This is a genomic window from Paenibacillus sp. P4_E11 (assembly GCF_056401635.1).
The window spans coordinates 71,637-86,460 of record NZ_JBFUIX010000010.1 but is presented as its reverse complement, the minus strand read 5'-3'; the positions used below and the strand labels follow the sequence as shown (position 1 = coordinate 86,460).

Sequence of the window (14,824 nt, the reverse complement as noted above, 5' to 3'; positions counted from 1 at the left end):
TGAACGCTGCCCCCTTACTATACCTCATCTCGCTACAAAAGTAAGGTTAGTAGAATATTATAGCAAGATATCAAAATAGAGTCCTTAATCTTCCTGAAGTCCTTGAATCGAGTTCATGACCCGCCTGTGCTCTTCCTCCATCGTCTGCAACAACCGCTTAAGTACGTCCTCCGATCGATCTCCGCTCGTAAGTGCCGATTCCACCTCTGTCGCTGCGGCGAGCAAATCGACAGCCGATAAGTTACCTGCCGCTCCCCGGAACGTATGGAGCATCCGCCTAGCTATTTCGAACTCTCCATTCGTCAATCTTTCCTGCAAATCCGTAACGAAGTGCATATATTCCTGCTTGAATCGTTTCAACAAATGAACCAAGATCATAACTTTGCCGTCCAGTCGGTGCAACGCCTGTCCCACCTGGATGCCGGACAATCGCGGCAACGCCGCAGCAGCGGCTAGCGACAACTGTTGCTTCACGCCTCCCCCGCCGGTCATTGGATTCATCAGGGTGCCTTCAGCTAACCATTTGCGTAAAGTGAGCCTCATCGCATCCACATCGATTGGCTTCGTAATAATATCGTTCATCCCGATCCGGTAGTACGTGTCCTGGTCGGACTTAATTACATTCGCGGTAAGCGCAATGATCGGCAACTGATCGTATTGTGGCTGCATGCGAATACGCCATGTCACTTCAAACCCATCCATCTCCGGCATATGAATATCCATCAGAACCAGGTCCCACTTGGCTTCCTCCAGCATCTTCAGCACTTCGACGCCGTTGTGCGCCACTTCGACATAGTAGCCCCATTCCTTCAACAATTCTGTTGCAACCATTACATTAATAGCATTGTCTTCGGCTAACAGAATACGTCCTGATGAATTCCGTCCGATTGACAACGTTTGGGCTTGAACAAGTAAATCGCTCTCATCATACACCCCTCTGTGATCAAGAACAGCCGATAACGTCACGAACAAGCCATTCCGGTTAATCGGCTTCACCAGGATAGCCTCGGGTCGGATGTCTTCCCCAAGACCTAACAGCTCATCACGCCCGCCTACCGATGTCATGGCTAGAGTAAGCGTATCCGACATATGCGCCGCGACCTTCAACTGCTGCCAAGTCTCTGCACCGTACATATCGTCCATTTCCATATCCGCAAGCACCAAGTCGAACGAATCTTCTCCCCAGCTTAGCTCGAGCAAGGCGATCGCCTCTTTCCAGGAGCGCACCCAGGCAACCTCCAACTGCAAGGATGCCAAATAATCCCGAAGCTGGTTGTACACGAGCGGACTATCCTCCAACACCATAGCCTTACGTCCTATATGACGTGGCAAGAGCGATAAGTTCTCCAGCTTCACATCTTCTGGCACTAGAAAAGACAATTCAAATCGGAATCGGCTGCCAAGCCCAAGTTCACTATGTACGGAGAGTTCGCCACCCATAAGCTCAATCAAGCTCTTGGAAATCACAAGTCCGAGTCCTGTACCCCCGTATTTGCGACTAGTCGAGCCATCCGCTTGTGAGAACGGCTGGAACAAATGGTGGATATGCTCTTGCGATATTCCGATGCCCGTGTCCTCCACCTCGAATCTCAAGGTCATGCTTCCTCCAGATTCAAACGACTTCACGACCGTAATCCGAAGCGCGACATATCCTCTTTCCGTGAATTTGATCGCATTGCCGCACAGATTGAGCAGCACTTGCTCGAGACGTTGAGAATCGCCAATCAACTCTTCCGGCAAGTTGGCCGGTGTATCGAAAATAATTTCAATTTGTTGCTTCCCCATAAAGATGCTCATCGTATCTGACAGTTTCTTGATCACGGTTGCAAAATGAAACCGGCCTGCTTCCAGGTCAAGCTTCCCTGCCTCCACTTTGGAAAAATCCAATATTTCGTTAATGATGTGCAGCAACGCTTGAGAAGAGGAATCAATCTTACTCACGTAATCTCGCTGAACGACCGTCAAATCTGTCTTGGCCATCAACTCCGTTATCCCGATAATGCCACTTAGCGGTGTTCGAATCTCATGACTCATCCGGGCCAGGAACTGGCTCTTGGCTGCATTCGCTTCATCGGCTTCTTTCTTCTTAATCATATCGGTCAAGTCGTGAATCGTGCCTGTCATGCTCTTGAACGAACCATCCTCACCGAACACGGGCGATAATGTAACCGAGAATGTGTGATCATGTTGATCCGGCATCTGCATGACGAGTTCGAACCACAGCTTGCAACGATCGGTTAAAGCTTGATTGAAGTAATGATTCCACAGTTGTTCATGCTCACCTGGGAACAGTTCGGGGAATGTACGCCCCATTATATGCTTGAAGGGGTAGTCCAACACATCGACGATTTTCTGGTTAGCGGAGATGACTAAGCCATTCTCTTCGAACCCGAATATCATATCTTCCGAGCTGTCCACGATCGTTCTGTATTTTAGCTCATTCTCCACTAACGTCTTCTCTGCCAGTTTACGTTCTGTAATGTTAACCGCGGAACAGATCACTTCAATCGTCTGTCCGTTCTTCCCGATGATAGGCTGCAGGGTAGCGAGAGCCGTGTAGCCTTTGAAGCTGATCTCAAAGGTGATCTGCTCGCCGCCCCACGCATTCTTGTAATGCTCATGCATAAAGACGGCTAGATCGTGAGGAAGTCTCCCTCCATCGAGGACAGAAGTTCCTACCATGCTCACAGGGTCGTATCCGATCAGATGCAGCAACTGTCCTTCGGCCATCGTGTATACCAAATTACCGTTCACTTCGCGGAACTTCAACGTATACCCCGGCTGCTGCTGTAAGATCTCGAGCAGCTCACATTGCACGCTGCGCACTTGATCTAGCAGCCCATTGGCGCGCTTGAGGTGTATCATGAAAGCAGCAATAAATAGTCCACACACGACGTTTATAATGAGAAAAGGTAGAACAACGCGAAAGAAGGGAAAATCATAGATCCAATACAGATCCACTATGAAGATGAAGATAAAGGAGCTGAGGAAGATCAACCATCGGTAGACGTCGCTTCGAATTCGCTGCACCGTAATTCCGCTCACAATAGCAATAAGCAACCCAGTTGCTACAGCAGGCAAGCTTGACGAGAAATCCATAATCATGCGGACGCCTATAATGACCATATACGCCGTAAGTGAAGCTGGAAGTCCCCCTAGACACGCGGCTACGAATACGGATTGATGGCGTAGATCGAGCAGAATGTTATAATCCACTTGGACGCCGGCGAACAATAGAACCATCCCGAATACACCCATCACGATGCCTACTTTTAACTTGTACCACAAAGTAGTACGGGTATCTGGATCCGCTTTCAAAAACCACTGCCCTGCGAAAAAAATAAACACCGTTAACAGGGCAATATTCACTAAAAAATCCCGAATCACGTGTACGCCCCTTCCTAGTTCCAGCCATATGCTGACTCGATTGCTTCTCTTGTTAGGTTACCACATCCACATCCACCTCGACCCGAGAAAGTAGCGGTCTAAATGTTAAGTAAGTACTAAGAAAATAAATTGAATACTAATCTGATTTTCATCGAATATTTATGTTTTTTTAGTAGATTAAGAGGGTAGTATATTTAGAAAGGATGATGAGCCATGACTACCGCAATAATTTCATATAAGAATAAATCAATCCCCGTGCATCAATACGCATCCTCAGCGATGCTTCCGGTTCTGAACGCCAAGCTGTCTGAGCTGGAGTACGATTTCGAATTCCGCAAGAAGTTCAAGCAAATCTTGTCCATCGAGCTGATGAGTCAAGTCGCCATCTTCCAATACCGCGATGGGACTAAGATGTATCTCGAGGTTTCGGCTTAGACGCGTTGGGCTGGCACACGGGCGATGCCGCAGCGAGAGCAAGCTTGGGCTGGAGCGCTGGTATAGCGAAGCAGCGTGTCGTAGCGTTGCTGCAGCAAGCGCAGCCAGAGCATAGGCGCTGCCGCAGCAAGAGCAAGCTTGCGCAGGCGCGCTACAGCAGCAGCGCGCCCGCGCAAGCGGCAACGGCTCCGCCCACGACGGAGCCGAGCACATTGACGGCGTCGTTGCCGAGCGCCGTCCACCCGCGCGCATGCGCGGTCGCTTCGCCGCAGTGGCGGCGCGCCTCGACTTCGCGGCCGCAGACGCGGCAGCGGTACATGCGCTGCCACGCGGCCCCGAGCGCGGAGTCCGCCAGCGAGCCGGCGGCACCGCCCAGCGCGCCGAGCGCGAGCAGCGGCGCCAGGCCTAGCTGCGCCGCAGCGGCAGCCCCAAGCGCGACGTCCAGCTGCTGCAGCAGCCAGGCCGCCGCGCCGATGAACAGGCCGCCGGCGACTGTCGCGGCGAAGCCAAGCAAGGTCACGCCGCCGGACGTGCCCGGTGCTACCTTGCGGCCGCTCAGGATCGAGCGCGGCGCTGAGCGGCTCAGGCTGCCGATCTCGGTAGCCCACGTGTCCGCATTCACAGCGGCCATCACGCCGATAAACGCGGCATACAGCACCGTATGCGGCCATACCGCATATGCAGCGCATACTGCAAGAGCCAGCCCGCCGTTAGCCCACACCTGCATCGCATCCCGTCGACCTGACTTCTCGAACCCACTTTCAACATCCTCTTTCGTCGTCTGCTTGAATTTGGACAGCAAGGTCGAAGATCCAAAAAAAGCAATCAGCGTCCCAAACCAAGCTGCACTCCCCAATGTGTATAGCGCTGTTCCTAGCACGACCGCGGACCATACGCCAGACACTGACAACGAACGCTTCCTATAAGCAGCACCTGCAATAATTACGCTTCCTAGCAATCCGACCCACCAGTAGTCCATCTGCCATCCCCCTTTATCAGGCCAGCCAGCCGACAATATCGTCTCATCTTACCCACTATATCATTCCTTTCACGAATACCATATCAAGAACTTCGAACTTCTGTCACCGTTCCTCATACATTTTTAACACTTTCTTGAACTGTCGAATCCTACCGCTGCCACGCGAAACCTTCACTCCATACTAGACGATCATTTTACCATATAGTATAGTAGGCAGAAGGATAGCTTTACCAATTATCGACACTATGGGACAAACAATTTCCTAATAGTTTCTTAACTATTACTTTATGATTAGAGGCGGTAGGTTCGTGAACAAAGTGATGATCATAGAAGACGATCCTATGATTGGTGAAATGTTAGCGATGTACTTAACCGAGGAAAGCTACGAGGTGAGACGGTCAGAGAACGGGTCAGATGGCTTAATAGAGACGATCGCGTTCAATCCGGATATTGTATTGCTCGATCTGATGCTGCCTGATATGCACGGTACGGAATATTGCCTGAAATTGAGGGAAGTTTCCTTAGTTCCGATCCTCGTCGTCTCCATGAAGACCGAAGTGAGCGAGCGGGTTAATGCGCTGGCAGCCGGTGCAGATGACTTCCTGTCCAAGCCCTTCAGCATGCGGGAACTTACCGCGAGAATATCTGCCCTTATACGCCGCAGCCAATTCCATCTGCAGCCATCAACACAGCTAGACCGCTTGCACCCGCAGCCCCCGCAAGTCCCGACCAGTTCGTACCAGGTACAACTGGATCAGGATCGCCGCTCGTTGTATGTGAGTGGTTCTTTTGTTGAGACGACATTTTCCGAATTTGAGATAATGAAGTTATTCACCTTGTTCCCAGGCAAAGTGTTCAGTCGGGAAGAATTGATCAACGCGCTTCGCGGATTCGAATCGTTCGTGACCGAACGATCCATTGACGTGCACATTGCCAATCTACGCAAAAAAGTGGAGCTCGAACCGAAGGAACCGCAATATATTAAAACCGTGTGGGGTGTTGGCTACAAATTTCAACCCTAATGGCTTGCCAGAGCAAGCCTTCTATATAGCTTGGGGCGAGGAGTGTTGATTGATGCACGAAATGTATGAATTTGAGACCCCGCGAATCAAGCGGGATTTGGAACCTGAGGAATTGCTCCAGGTCATTCTGGACTATGCGGCCAAGATCGCGAACGAACGTAGCCTGGATCATGTACTCGCGCTTATGGCTGATATGGGCAAAGAGATCGTAGTGGCGGACCGCTGCTCCGTATGGCTGCTCGACTCTCAGCGCGGACAGCTATGGACGAAGGTCGCACATGGGGTAAGCGAGCTGCGTATCCCAGTCGGTGCCGGTCTCGCAGGCCATTCGATCGCAACCGGCCAGCCGATCTTCATCGACGATGCCTATTCTAACGAGCCTTACCGGACTGTATTGAATAACGGCGCACTCAAGACCGATCAGCAAACGGGCTATCGGACGAAGGGAATGATGGTCATACCGTTCCGTAACAACGAAGGCGAGATTATGGGTTGTTATCAGGCTATCAACAAGATGACGCCGAGCGAAGTATTCTCCGATAGAGACTTGCGCAACTTGACACTCGCGGCTTCGTATTCCGGCAAATCGATTGAATCGGCCATGCTCGCGGAAGAGATCGAGGAAACGCAGAAGGAAATAATATTCACAATGGGTGAGATCGGGGAAAGCCGTTCGAAGGAAACTGGTAATCATGTGAAACGCGTAGCCGAATATTCCTATATATTGGCACAATCACTAGGCATGGCCAAATCGGAAGCAGAGCTGCTCAAGATGGCTTCCCCGATGCACGATATCGGCAAGGTCGCGATTCCTGATTCCGTCCTGAAGAAGCCGGGGAAATTAACCGAAGAAGAATACGAAGTGATGAAGACACACGCGGAGATCGGGTACAATCTGCTCAAGAACTCCAAGCGGAACATTCTGAAAACCGCTGCGATTGTAGCCGAACAACACCATGAGAAGTGGAACGGCAAAGGGTATCCGCGTGGATTGGCCGGAGAAGAGATTCATATATTCGGGCGCATTACCGGGATCGCGGACGTATTCGATGCGCTAGCAAGTGATCGGGTGTACAAGAAAGCCTGGGAGTTGGACCGGATTCTGAACTTGTTCAAGGAAGAGCGCGGCCATCACTTCGATCCGGCAGTAGTCGATGCCTTCATGGCGAGCTTGCCCCGAATATTGGACGTCCGCGACAAGTATGCTGATCACATGTTGGAAGCGCAATAATAGAAAAGCGGCCTTGCCACGATGCATACACATCGGCAAGGCCGCTTTCTTCATCCTCACAGCGTTCTTGGACTGCTCTTCTCCGCATGATCGATCGGTACCGACCGACCGCTCCAAGCTTTCTTGGCGGTCCAATCCGCCTCTCCTTGCCAGAACGGATCGCTCTCCGGCAATCCTAATGCCAGGAACACTGTGGAGCACAAGTATAGACTGCCCGTCGATATATAGGCTTCTCCGATATCCGGCTGGTGACCGCACAAGCCGATCGTCAGCCATCCCTCGCTGTCGAAGGTACCAGGCATCTCGATCGTTCGCCGGATCACTGCGGTTAGCGCTCCGCGTACTTGCGCCGGTTCCACATCTGCCGGCAACTCACCGCGGAGAGCGATCTGGCTAAGCAACTGGAACGCACCGAATCGGTATGCAAGTGATCTGCCGATGACCGGGAACGTCCCTTCCGGAGAGATAGAACGTTCCTGGACCGCGGCATATCGTCTCGCTCTAGTAATGATCGGTTCACGCATGGCCGACCAGTCTGGGGACAGATGTCCGACTGTCTCTACAATATCTAGCAGCATAGGCTGAATGACGAAACTGTTGTAATAGTCGGCATGATACTCGACACCATCGCCGTACATGCCATCCCCCAAGTACCACTGCTCGTGCTGCTTCAACGCATAATCGATCCGCATCGGATCCCAGTCGCTTTCCCCCATCCGATACAAAGCGGTCTCAACCATGGCCGCGAATAGCAGCCAGTTATTGAAGTAAGGCTTGCGAGTCCGGCTCCGCTTCAACGCATCGACTAATTGGCGTTGTACCCGCTCATCCAGCTTCTCCCACAGCTCGTTCGGAGCACGCACTACGGCAAGTGCTAGAAAGGCTGCATCCACAATCGGCTGGAAGCCTTCCGAGAAGTTCATGTAATCTGGCGACTGCGGGTCGGTTCCTGCATCGATAGCAGTTCTAGCCTGATTGGCGAATAACGCTCGCAGCTTGCCTTCTTCGCCGTCTTGCGGCCCATTCTCTAGCCATGGCGACAGTCCCGAGAGCAGCCGACCCATCGCTTCCAAATACGTGAAGGAAAAGCGATCTTCTTGCTTTCGCTCCACGGGCATCTTGTCCTTTAATTGCCGGTTCGACAGCGCGTGCAGGACCGGACTCGCGATCCGGAACATGACGTCTATCCAATACATCCGATCTGCTGCATGCACTCCTGTTGTTTCCGTTGCCATGTATGTTCAGCCTCCATTACCCGTTCAAGTGAAAAGTGGCAGCTCCCCATGAAGTGGTCGCCATGAACAGCTCCAACCGGTCTCCATCCGTTATCGGGCCCACTCCTTCTGGTGTTCCTGTGTAAATAATGTCGCCTTGCCCAAGTCCGAAGTGCCGTGCTGTAAAATCCACGATGACCTGCAAGTCGAAGATCATATTATTCGTGTTGCCGCGCTGTACTTCCACTCCATTCTTCAGCAGCGTGAAATCTGTCGCTTGAAGAGCGGATACGCCCGGGAACGGATGGAAGCCAGTAAGGGGTGCGGAATAGCGAAAGCCCTTGGCTGCGAGCCAGGGGTACCCTTTCTTCTTCAGTTCGCTCTGAACATCGCGCAACGTAAGATCAATACCAAGCGCATAATAGTCGATCAGGTCATCGACATCAATCCCCGGTTCATAGGGCCGAGCAATATGAACGACAAGCTCGGCTTCATAATGAATTTCTCCACGACCACCTGGTAGTGTTATGTCTCCACCGTTCATCTCGATCAAGGCATGCGTTGGCTTCCCGAACAGCATCGGCTGCTCGGGTATCGCATTCCCCATCTCGGCCGCATGTGCCTTGTAGTTTCTTCCTATACAGTAAATGTTGCGAATTTGCTCCATCATAGATAACTTGACCCCTTCGTGCTACGGATTCGTATTTGTTTTATTGCTGGCTGCTCGTATCGTTCCATCCTTGTCAACTATAGCGCTGAACGAGATGTGGGACAATCGCTCGAACAGCTTGAGACTTTCCGGTTCCTTCATAATGTCCGGCAGCGCCCACTTCGTCAACACCGGAACTAGCTTCAGCTCGCAGCCCCCCTGCTTCGTACAGGCAGCTTGCAAAATACCGGAATCCCAAGTTTTTGGTGCGTCCGCTCTAGTGGTGAACAGGAAATTACCGGTACTATACGCAATCCACTTGCCATTATATGGCTCGAATCCTTGCAACACATGAGGATGTCCGCCAATAATCAAGTCTGCACCTGCATCGATATATTTCCTCCCGAACTCCCGCTGGTAGCTCTCCGGCAAATCGTTGCGTTCGACGCCCCAGTGGGCAATGACAACAACGAGATCGGCCTTGCTCTTCGCTTGCTTGATCGCTTCGAGCGGCATTTCCAATGCATACGTATCCGCTACCCCCGGACGATCTTTGCCATCCTTATATTTGCCAACTTTCCATTCGGCTGTAGGAACAACCTTGCTGAACCCGAGGAAGGCGATCTTAATCCCCTTCTTCTCGATAATTACAGGCTGGAACGCCTCAGTCACATTCCGTCCAGCGCCTACATACTTGATTCCCGCTTGGTCCAAATGATTGAATGTGTCCAGTAACCCGTCCACGCCATAATCAAGAATGTGATTGTTGGCCATGTTCACCAGATCGAAGCCGGCCTCGGAGAACGATTTCAGCGCCTCCGCTGGCGAACGATACACATACTCCTTCTTCTGCTCTTCCCCTCGAGATGTGATCGGGCTTTCCAAGTTGGCGATCGTTAAGTCTGCGTTCTGCAAATACGATTTCACATTCGTGTAAGGATAGTCAAATCCATTCTTCCTCAACGCCGTCTCGACCGTACTTGCGAAGATAACGTCCCCTACAAAAGCCAAATTCACCTTGGAGTCATCGCCCGGCTTTGCAGCCCCTCCTGTACCTTCAGCTCCATTGCTGATTGGTGAAGGTGTTGGTGTTGGTGTTGGTGTTGACGAAGACGTTGGTACGGGCGTTGGGGTGCCAGGCTTAGTCGTATTAGACGGTGCCATGGACGGTGAGGGTGTCGTCCCTATTCCCGCATTGTTACTTGGGCTCGCTGTGGGTAACAGCTCGGATGCGTCCGGTTGCTCACTGCGATTGTTCATCGCCCAAACAGTCAATAAGATTACCGCCAATAGCAGCAAGGAAGCAGCGATTGGAATCTTCATGTTACGGCTCCATAACCGTGTATGTTTGTTCTTGTTGTTCTTATGTCGTTCGGATCTCGATTCTCTCATTTGTGACTCCTTGTTTATCAATATCACTACTTATTATAGCAGATTTATGCGAGAAGCAGGCTACAAAGCGTTGCGCCTCTTTTATACCCGGAGCTCATCGAAAAACGGTTCTAAAGACCTACACAAACAAACCCTCCCTTTTCTTTCCTGAGCCGTATCCAGGCGGGCTGATGATTATATGTTTATTCATCTTTAATTTCCAATATATAACATTATCGGAATATTCCATATTAATTATTTTCACCCAACATGTACCAACCCACAGTTTTCAACAATTTGTTACAATTGATGCATGTTTGGGACGAATCCTTTTGTTAAGATTGTAGTGTACGTGATACATTTCACATATTTCCGTTCAGAAATTGTTCAAATGCGTGTGCTAAAATTAGGTAATTAGACTCATTCTCTCCTGTTGCCAGTAACTCGCCGCTATTCGACTCTTGCCGTGCTCCACCCTTACTCGTACGAATACACACTAACCTTTTCTCAACCGTACACTTGGAGGATGAATCAATACTCGATTAAGAGGTGTGTATGCGCATTATATTATTATCCGGCGGATCTGGAAAACGACTATGGCCCTTATCCAACGACACTAGATCCAAGCAATTTCTGAAAATTTTACCGGCTGAAGATGGCACACGTATTTCCATGGTTCAACGTGTCTGGAGACAGCTGCAAAGCTTGAATCTGCATCATTCTACGATTATCTCAACATCTGAATCTCAGCAGGATATGATTCGCATGCAACTGAGTCCCAAGCTTCCGTTGGTGCTGGAGCCCCAGAGACGGGATACGTTCCCGGCCATTGCACTAGCTTGTGCTTATTTACACACGGTCGAGCAAGTCAATCCTCAAGAATCAGTTATCGTGATGCCGGTCGACAGCTATGTAGAGGATGCCTTCTTCCACAAGTTGATGCAGCTTCCCGCTATGTTGGAGCAGACGAAATCTAATCTTGCCTTGATCGGCGTCAAGCCGAATCATCCTTCAGAGAAGTATGGATACATCGTTCCTCACCATCATCAGAGCCCTATCGGCCCCATGAGGGTACAACGGTTTGTAGAGAAGCCACCTACAACTGTCGCCGATCAGCTCATTCAAGAGGGAGCTTTATGGAATTGCGGTGTCTTCGCCTTCCGTATACAGTACTTGCTGTCACTTATGGAAGAACGCGGACTTCCCGTCCAGTTCGATGAGCTGCAAGCCCAATACGACGACTTGCCAAGCCGCAGCTTCGATTATGAAGTCGTGGAACGTGAGCCGAATGTAGCCGTCATCCGCTATGAGGGGGATTGGAAAGACTTAGGGACATGGAGCACGATAACGGAAGAGATGGCTGATCCTATCTATGGTGAAGGGTATATAAGCGAGGATAGCAGCCGAACTGTCCTGTTCAATGAATTGGGTATTCCGGTTGTCGTACTGGGCGTGCAAGACGCTGTTGTAGCGGCAAGCCCTGAAGGCATTCTTGTCTCGAACAAGGAGGCCAGTGTAAGGCTGAAAGATATGATCAAGAGCATTCCGCCGGATCGGCCCCGATACTTAGAGACTACATACGGCTGGTCTTGCGTAGTCGATAAGGTAAACATCCGACCTAACGTGGAGGCGGTAACAAGACGAATTCACATTATGACGGGGGAGAGTATTTGTCATACATCCACCGACGACTGCGAATGGATCGTCTGGACGATCGTCAGCGGAATCGGCACGATTCATCTGGACGGTGTTGAGAAATCGGTACAAGTAGGAGCCATAATTACGCTCCACGATGCGAATGCTGTGATGTTAATTGCTGAATCCAATCTGAATCTGATCGAGATTCGACATGAACATCGACACAGGCATCGCGGAGAGTGAGCACACATCTAATCCAAGTACGTTAAAGGGAGCGGTAGTCCAATGAGAGGAAGAAGAAGCTGGTTAGGCTATTCGCGAGCTAGCGTTGAACAATACATCAGTTTACTTGAAACCGAACACCTCCTGATCGAGCAGCAATTGGAATTGCAGCGACAGCAATTCGCCGAACAATCGCAGCCATCAAGACGTTCTCTGGATAAGGTCAAGCAAGAACTTCAGCAACTGGAAAGGCTAGAAACCCGATTATCCGATTGGATTTCGCAATATGAGAATCGATGAGACGTTTTGATACCGTATTATTCGGATTAAAGAAATCGACTGTCCATCAGCGCATAGACAAACTGGGTCATGAATTGATCTTACAGAGAAGACGACTTGAACTGGAGAGACTGGGTCACGAAGCGAAACGGAAGCAACAGCAGACGGAAGCTGAGCATCTACTCTGGAAGCTGGAACAGAAGAAAGCAAATGTGGACCGCCTGATCCTTCGCAAGATGGATATGATGGCTGAACTGGATGCTCGACCTGCACTCACACTGGAAACCAGTGAATCACCCACTCCCGCAAGAAAGGGTGGAGGTAAGCTTGGCGAGAAATTGCTGGAGGAAAGTCTGATTACCCCGGAGCAGCTTCAAGACGCGATGGAGCACCAGGAAAAGTCAGGGGGTCGTCTCGGCGATATTCTGGTAGAGATGAGTGTGGTGGACCGCAGCGTTGTCGAGCGTCTGCTTCGCAAGCTGCCGCCCAAAGGACGACTTGGTGATATGTTGGTGGCGAATGGTCTCATCTCGCAAGACCAACTCGACCAAGCGTTGGTGTTCCAACGGAAGAGCGGAGGTTTGCTGGGGGACATCCTCATGTCGTTACAGCTTATCGAACCGGAGGAACTGTACCGGGCTGTCGCTACACAGAGCAGCATCGGTCGAATCGGGACCGATCTTGACTTCGAGAACATCGTCAAACTGCCCGAATACATGGCACGCCAATATGATGCTGTAGTCGTCAAAGAAGATGGTAGCCGATTCCTGGTGGCTGTCGGGTCCCCCTTAACCGTGGAACAGATCAAGGCAATCGAAGCTGTACTGAACACCGCAATGGAGCAGGTGTTGGCTACACGGGACGAGATGGAATTTTTCTGGAAATCGATCTACGAAGATGAATTGATGCACGAGAGTACGAATAAGCTCGCCACGGAAAAACCGGAAAATTCAGCGCACATCACTTTTATGAAAAGCCAGTTAGTGTTCGGGGGAATAGTAGGTGTTGCATTGACGATTGGATTGTTATGGAACTGGCTATATACACTAGTTTTTCTCAACATAAGCATACAGTCCTTTTACTTCATCATGACGGTATTCAAGTTCACCATTATTATGAAGGGCACTCGATCCAACGCCCAATTGCGTTTTACGCCAGAGGAGCTGGAAGCGATTGATGAGAGAGAGCTGCCGATCTATACGATTCTGGTTCCGATGTATAAGGAAAGTCGAGTTATCCCCCACCTTCTGGATAATATAGAACAGCTGGACTACCCGAAGGCGAAGCTGGACGTACGCTTGCTCATTGAAGAGGACGACGTGGAAGCCCAAGAACTCTTGAAGAGCTTGAAGCTGCCGCCCTACTATACGACAATTGTTGTTCCCCACAGCTTGCCCAAGACGAAGCCGAAGGCGTGTAATTTCGGCCTGATCCGGGCCCGTGGCGAATATGTGGTCATCTATGATGCCGAGGATCGACCAGATCCTGATCAATTGAAGAAAGTGCATTTGTCGTTTCAACGACTGCCCGAGCAGTTCGTCTGCGTTCAAGCGAAGCTGAACTACTTCAACAGCGAACAAAATTTGCTGACCCGATGGTTCACACAGGAGTACAGCATGTGGTTCGAGCTATTACTTCCGGGTGTCATGCAGCTTGATATTCCGATACCGCTCGGAGGCACGTCGAATCATTTCAAGATAAGTGCCCTGAAGCATGTCAATGCATGGGACCCTTACAACGTTACCGAGGATGCGGATCTAGGCATCCGCCTGTACAAGGAAGGTTATAAAACCGCGATCGTCGACTCCCGTACTTGGGAAGAAGCGACTAGTCGTGTCGGCAACTGGATTCGTCAACGATCACGCTGGATCAAAGGATATATGCAAACATGGCTCGTGCATATGCGCAATCCGATCCGACTGTATAAGGAGCTTGGGCTCAAAGGCTTTCTCGGTTTTCAGGTTATGGTGCTAGCTACGCCGCTCTTGCCACTACTCAACCCTGCCTTCTGGATTATGGTGCTGCTATGGTATGGGTGGAAGCTGCACGCTATCCCGATGTTTTTCCCAGGGATCATCTATTATTTGTCGGCTGTCGAGCTGTATATCGGAAATTTCTTCTTCGTCTTCAGCAATCTGATCGGGATGTACTGGATCATAGTAGAGATGGGCAACAAGGGCCAACACGCATTCTCCTATAGCTTGATCCGGTATGCCTTGTTTACCCCTATCTACTGGGTATTGATGAGCATCGCCGCTGTCAAAGCAGCTTGGCAGCTAATTACGAAGCCATTTTATTGGGAGAAGACTACCCATGGGCTTACGAATATGACCGCTGTCCCGGGAGCGGCGCAGAAGAATGAAGAGCTTGGAACGTAACTGTAGGTACAGGAGTGAA

General features: G+C 50.6%; 11 protein-coding genes. 6 read left to right on the top strand and 5 right to left on the bottom strand.

The window, feature by feature from the left end:
• Window positions 1-84 precede the first annotated feature (84 nt).
• Window positions 85-3,387, bottom strand: coding sequence for a response regulator (locus AC1DWB_RS06745; protein WP_477540271.1), 3,303 nt, complete (start codon window positions 3,385-3,387; stop codon window positions 85-87).
• 213 nt (window positions 3,388-3,600) lie between these two features.
• Here AC1DWB_RS06745 and AC1DWB_RS06740 point away from each other — a divergent pair, with 213 nt between their 5' ends.
• A complete protein-coding gene (locus AC1DWB_RS06740) occupies window positions 3,601-3,822 on the top strand; it encodes a hypothetical protein (RefSeq protein ID WP_477540270.1) in 222 nt (73 codons plus the stop codon).
• Between the two features lie 151 nt (window positions 3,823-3,973).
• On the opposite strand, the gene AC1DWB_RS06735 is transcribed toward AC1DWB_RS06740, so the two are convergent.
• Window positions 3,974-4,801, bottom strand: coding sequence for a DUF92 domain-containing protein (locus AC1DWB_RS06735; RefSeq protein WP_477540269.1), 828 nt, complete (start codon window positions 4,799-4,801; stop codon window positions 3,974-3,976).
• Between the two features lie 308 nt (window positions 4,802-5,109).
• Here AC1DWB_RS06735 and AC1DWB_RS06730 point away from each other — a divergent pair, with 308 nt between their 5' ends.
• Window positions 5,110-5,823, top strand: a complete 714-nt coding sequence (locus AC1DWB_RS06730; RefSeq protein ID WP_477540268.1) for a response regulator transcription factor — start codon at window positions 5,110-5,112, stop codon at window positions 5,821-5,823.
• A gap of 52 nt (window positions 5,824-5,875) precedes the next feature.
• A complete protein-coding gene (locus tag AC1DWB_RS06725; RefSeq protein ID WP_477540267.1) occupies window positions 5,876-7,054 on the top strand; it encodes an HD domain-containing phosphohydrolase in 1,179 nt (392 codons plus the stop codon).
• 56 nt (window positions 7,055-7,110) lie between these two features.
• Here AC1DWB_RS06725 and AC1DWB_RS06720 read toward each other — a convergent pair whose 3' ends face one another.
• Genes AC1DWB_RS06720 through AC1DWB_RS06710 form a run of 3 tightly spaced genes read right to left on the bottom strand, consistent with a single transcriptional unit; the run spans window position 7,111 to window position 10,309 of the window.
• Window positions 7,111-8,289 (bottom strand): DUF2264 domain-containing protein, encoded by a 1,179-nt coding sequence (locus tag AC1DWB_RS06720; protein WP_477540266.1) that lies wholly within the window; start codon window positions 8,287-8,289, stop codon window positions 7,111-7,113.
• 16 nt (window positions 8,290-8,305) lie between these two features.
• Window positions 8,306-8,935 (bottom strand): fumarylacetoacetate hydrolase family protein, encoded by a 630-nt coding sequence (locus tag AC1DWB_RS06715; protein ID WP_477540291.1) that lies wholly within the window; start codon window positions 8,933-8,935, stop codon window positions 8,306-8,308.
• Between the two features lie 24 nt (window positions 8,936-8,959).
• Window positions 8,960-10,309: a CapA family protein gene (locus tag AC1DWB_RS06710; protein ID WP_477540265.1), complete on the bottom strand. Its 1,350-nt coding sequence runs from the start codon at window positions 10,307-10,309 to the stop codon at window positions 8,960-8,962.
• A 534-nt stretch (window positions 10,310-10,843) separates the two neighbouring features.
• Here AC1DWB_RS06710 and AC1DWB_RS06705 point away from each other — a divergent pair.
• The 3 genes from AC1DWB_RS06705 to AC1DWB_RS06695 are packed head-to-tail and all read left to right on the top strand — an operon-like array spanning window position 10,844 to window position 14,805.
• Window positions 10,844-12,169 (top strand): sugar phosphate nucleotidyltransferase, encoded by a 1,326-nt coding sequence (locus tag AC1DWB_RS06705; RefSeq protein ID WP_477540264.1) that lies wholly within the window; start codon window positions 10,844-10,846, stop codon window positions 12,167-12,169.
• Between the two features lie 42 nt (window positions 12,170-12,211).
• Window positions 12,212-12,448 carry a hypothetical protein gene (locus tag AC1DWB_RS06700; RefSeq protein WP_477540263.1) on the top strand — a complete coding sequence of 79 codons (237 nt, stop codon included), beginning with the start codon at window positions 12,212-12,214 and terminating at the stop codon, window positions 12,446-12,448.
• Window positions 12,445-14,805, top strand: a complete 2,361-nt coding sequence (locus AC1DWB_RS06695; protein WP_477540262.1) for a glycosyltransferase family 2 protein — start codon at window positions 12,445-12,447, stop codon at window positions 14,803-14,805. Before AC1DWB_RS06700 ends, AC1DWB_RS06695 begins: the two co-directional genes overlap by 4 nt.
• The last annotated feature ends 19 nt before the right edge of the window (window positions 14,806-14,824 follow it).

Coding starts and splice junctions, on each gene's coding strand:
- AC1DWB_RS06735 (WP_477540269.1), bottom strand. CDS start 4,801: ATGGACTACTGGTGGGTCGGATTGCTAGGAAGCGTAATTATTGCAGGT.
- AC1DWB_RS06700 (WP_477540263.1), top strand. CDS start 12,212: ATGAGAGGAAGAAGAAGCTGGTTAGGCTATTCGCGAGCTAGCGTTGAA.
- AC1DWB_RS06725 (WP_477540267.1), top strand. CDS start 5,876: ATGCACGAAATGTATGAATTTGAGACCCCGCGAATCAAGCGGGATTTG.
- AC1DWB_RS06695 (WP_477540262.1), top strand. CDS start 12,445: ATGAGACGTTTTGATACCGTATTATTCGGATTAAAGAAATCGACTGTC.
- AC1DWB_RS06705 (WP_477540264.1), top strand. CDS start 10,844: ATGCGCATTATATTATTATCCGGCGGATCTGGAAAACGACTATGGCCC.
- AC1DWB_RS06715 (WP_477540291.1), bottom strand. CDS start 8,935: ATGGAGCAAATTCGCAACATTTACTGTATAGGAAGAAACTACAAGGCA.
- AC1DWB_RS06710 (WP_477540265.1), bottom strand. CDS start 10,309: ATGAGAGAATCGAGATCCGAACGACATAAGAACAACAAGAACAAACAT.
- AC1DWB_RS06740 (WP_477540270.1), top strand. CDS start 3,601: ATGACTACCGCAATAATTTCATATAAGAATAAATCAATCCCCGTGCAT.
- AC1DWB_RS06720 (WP_477540266.1), bottom strand. CDS start 8,289: ATGGCAACGGAAACAACAGGAGTGCATGCAGCAGATCGGATGTATTGG.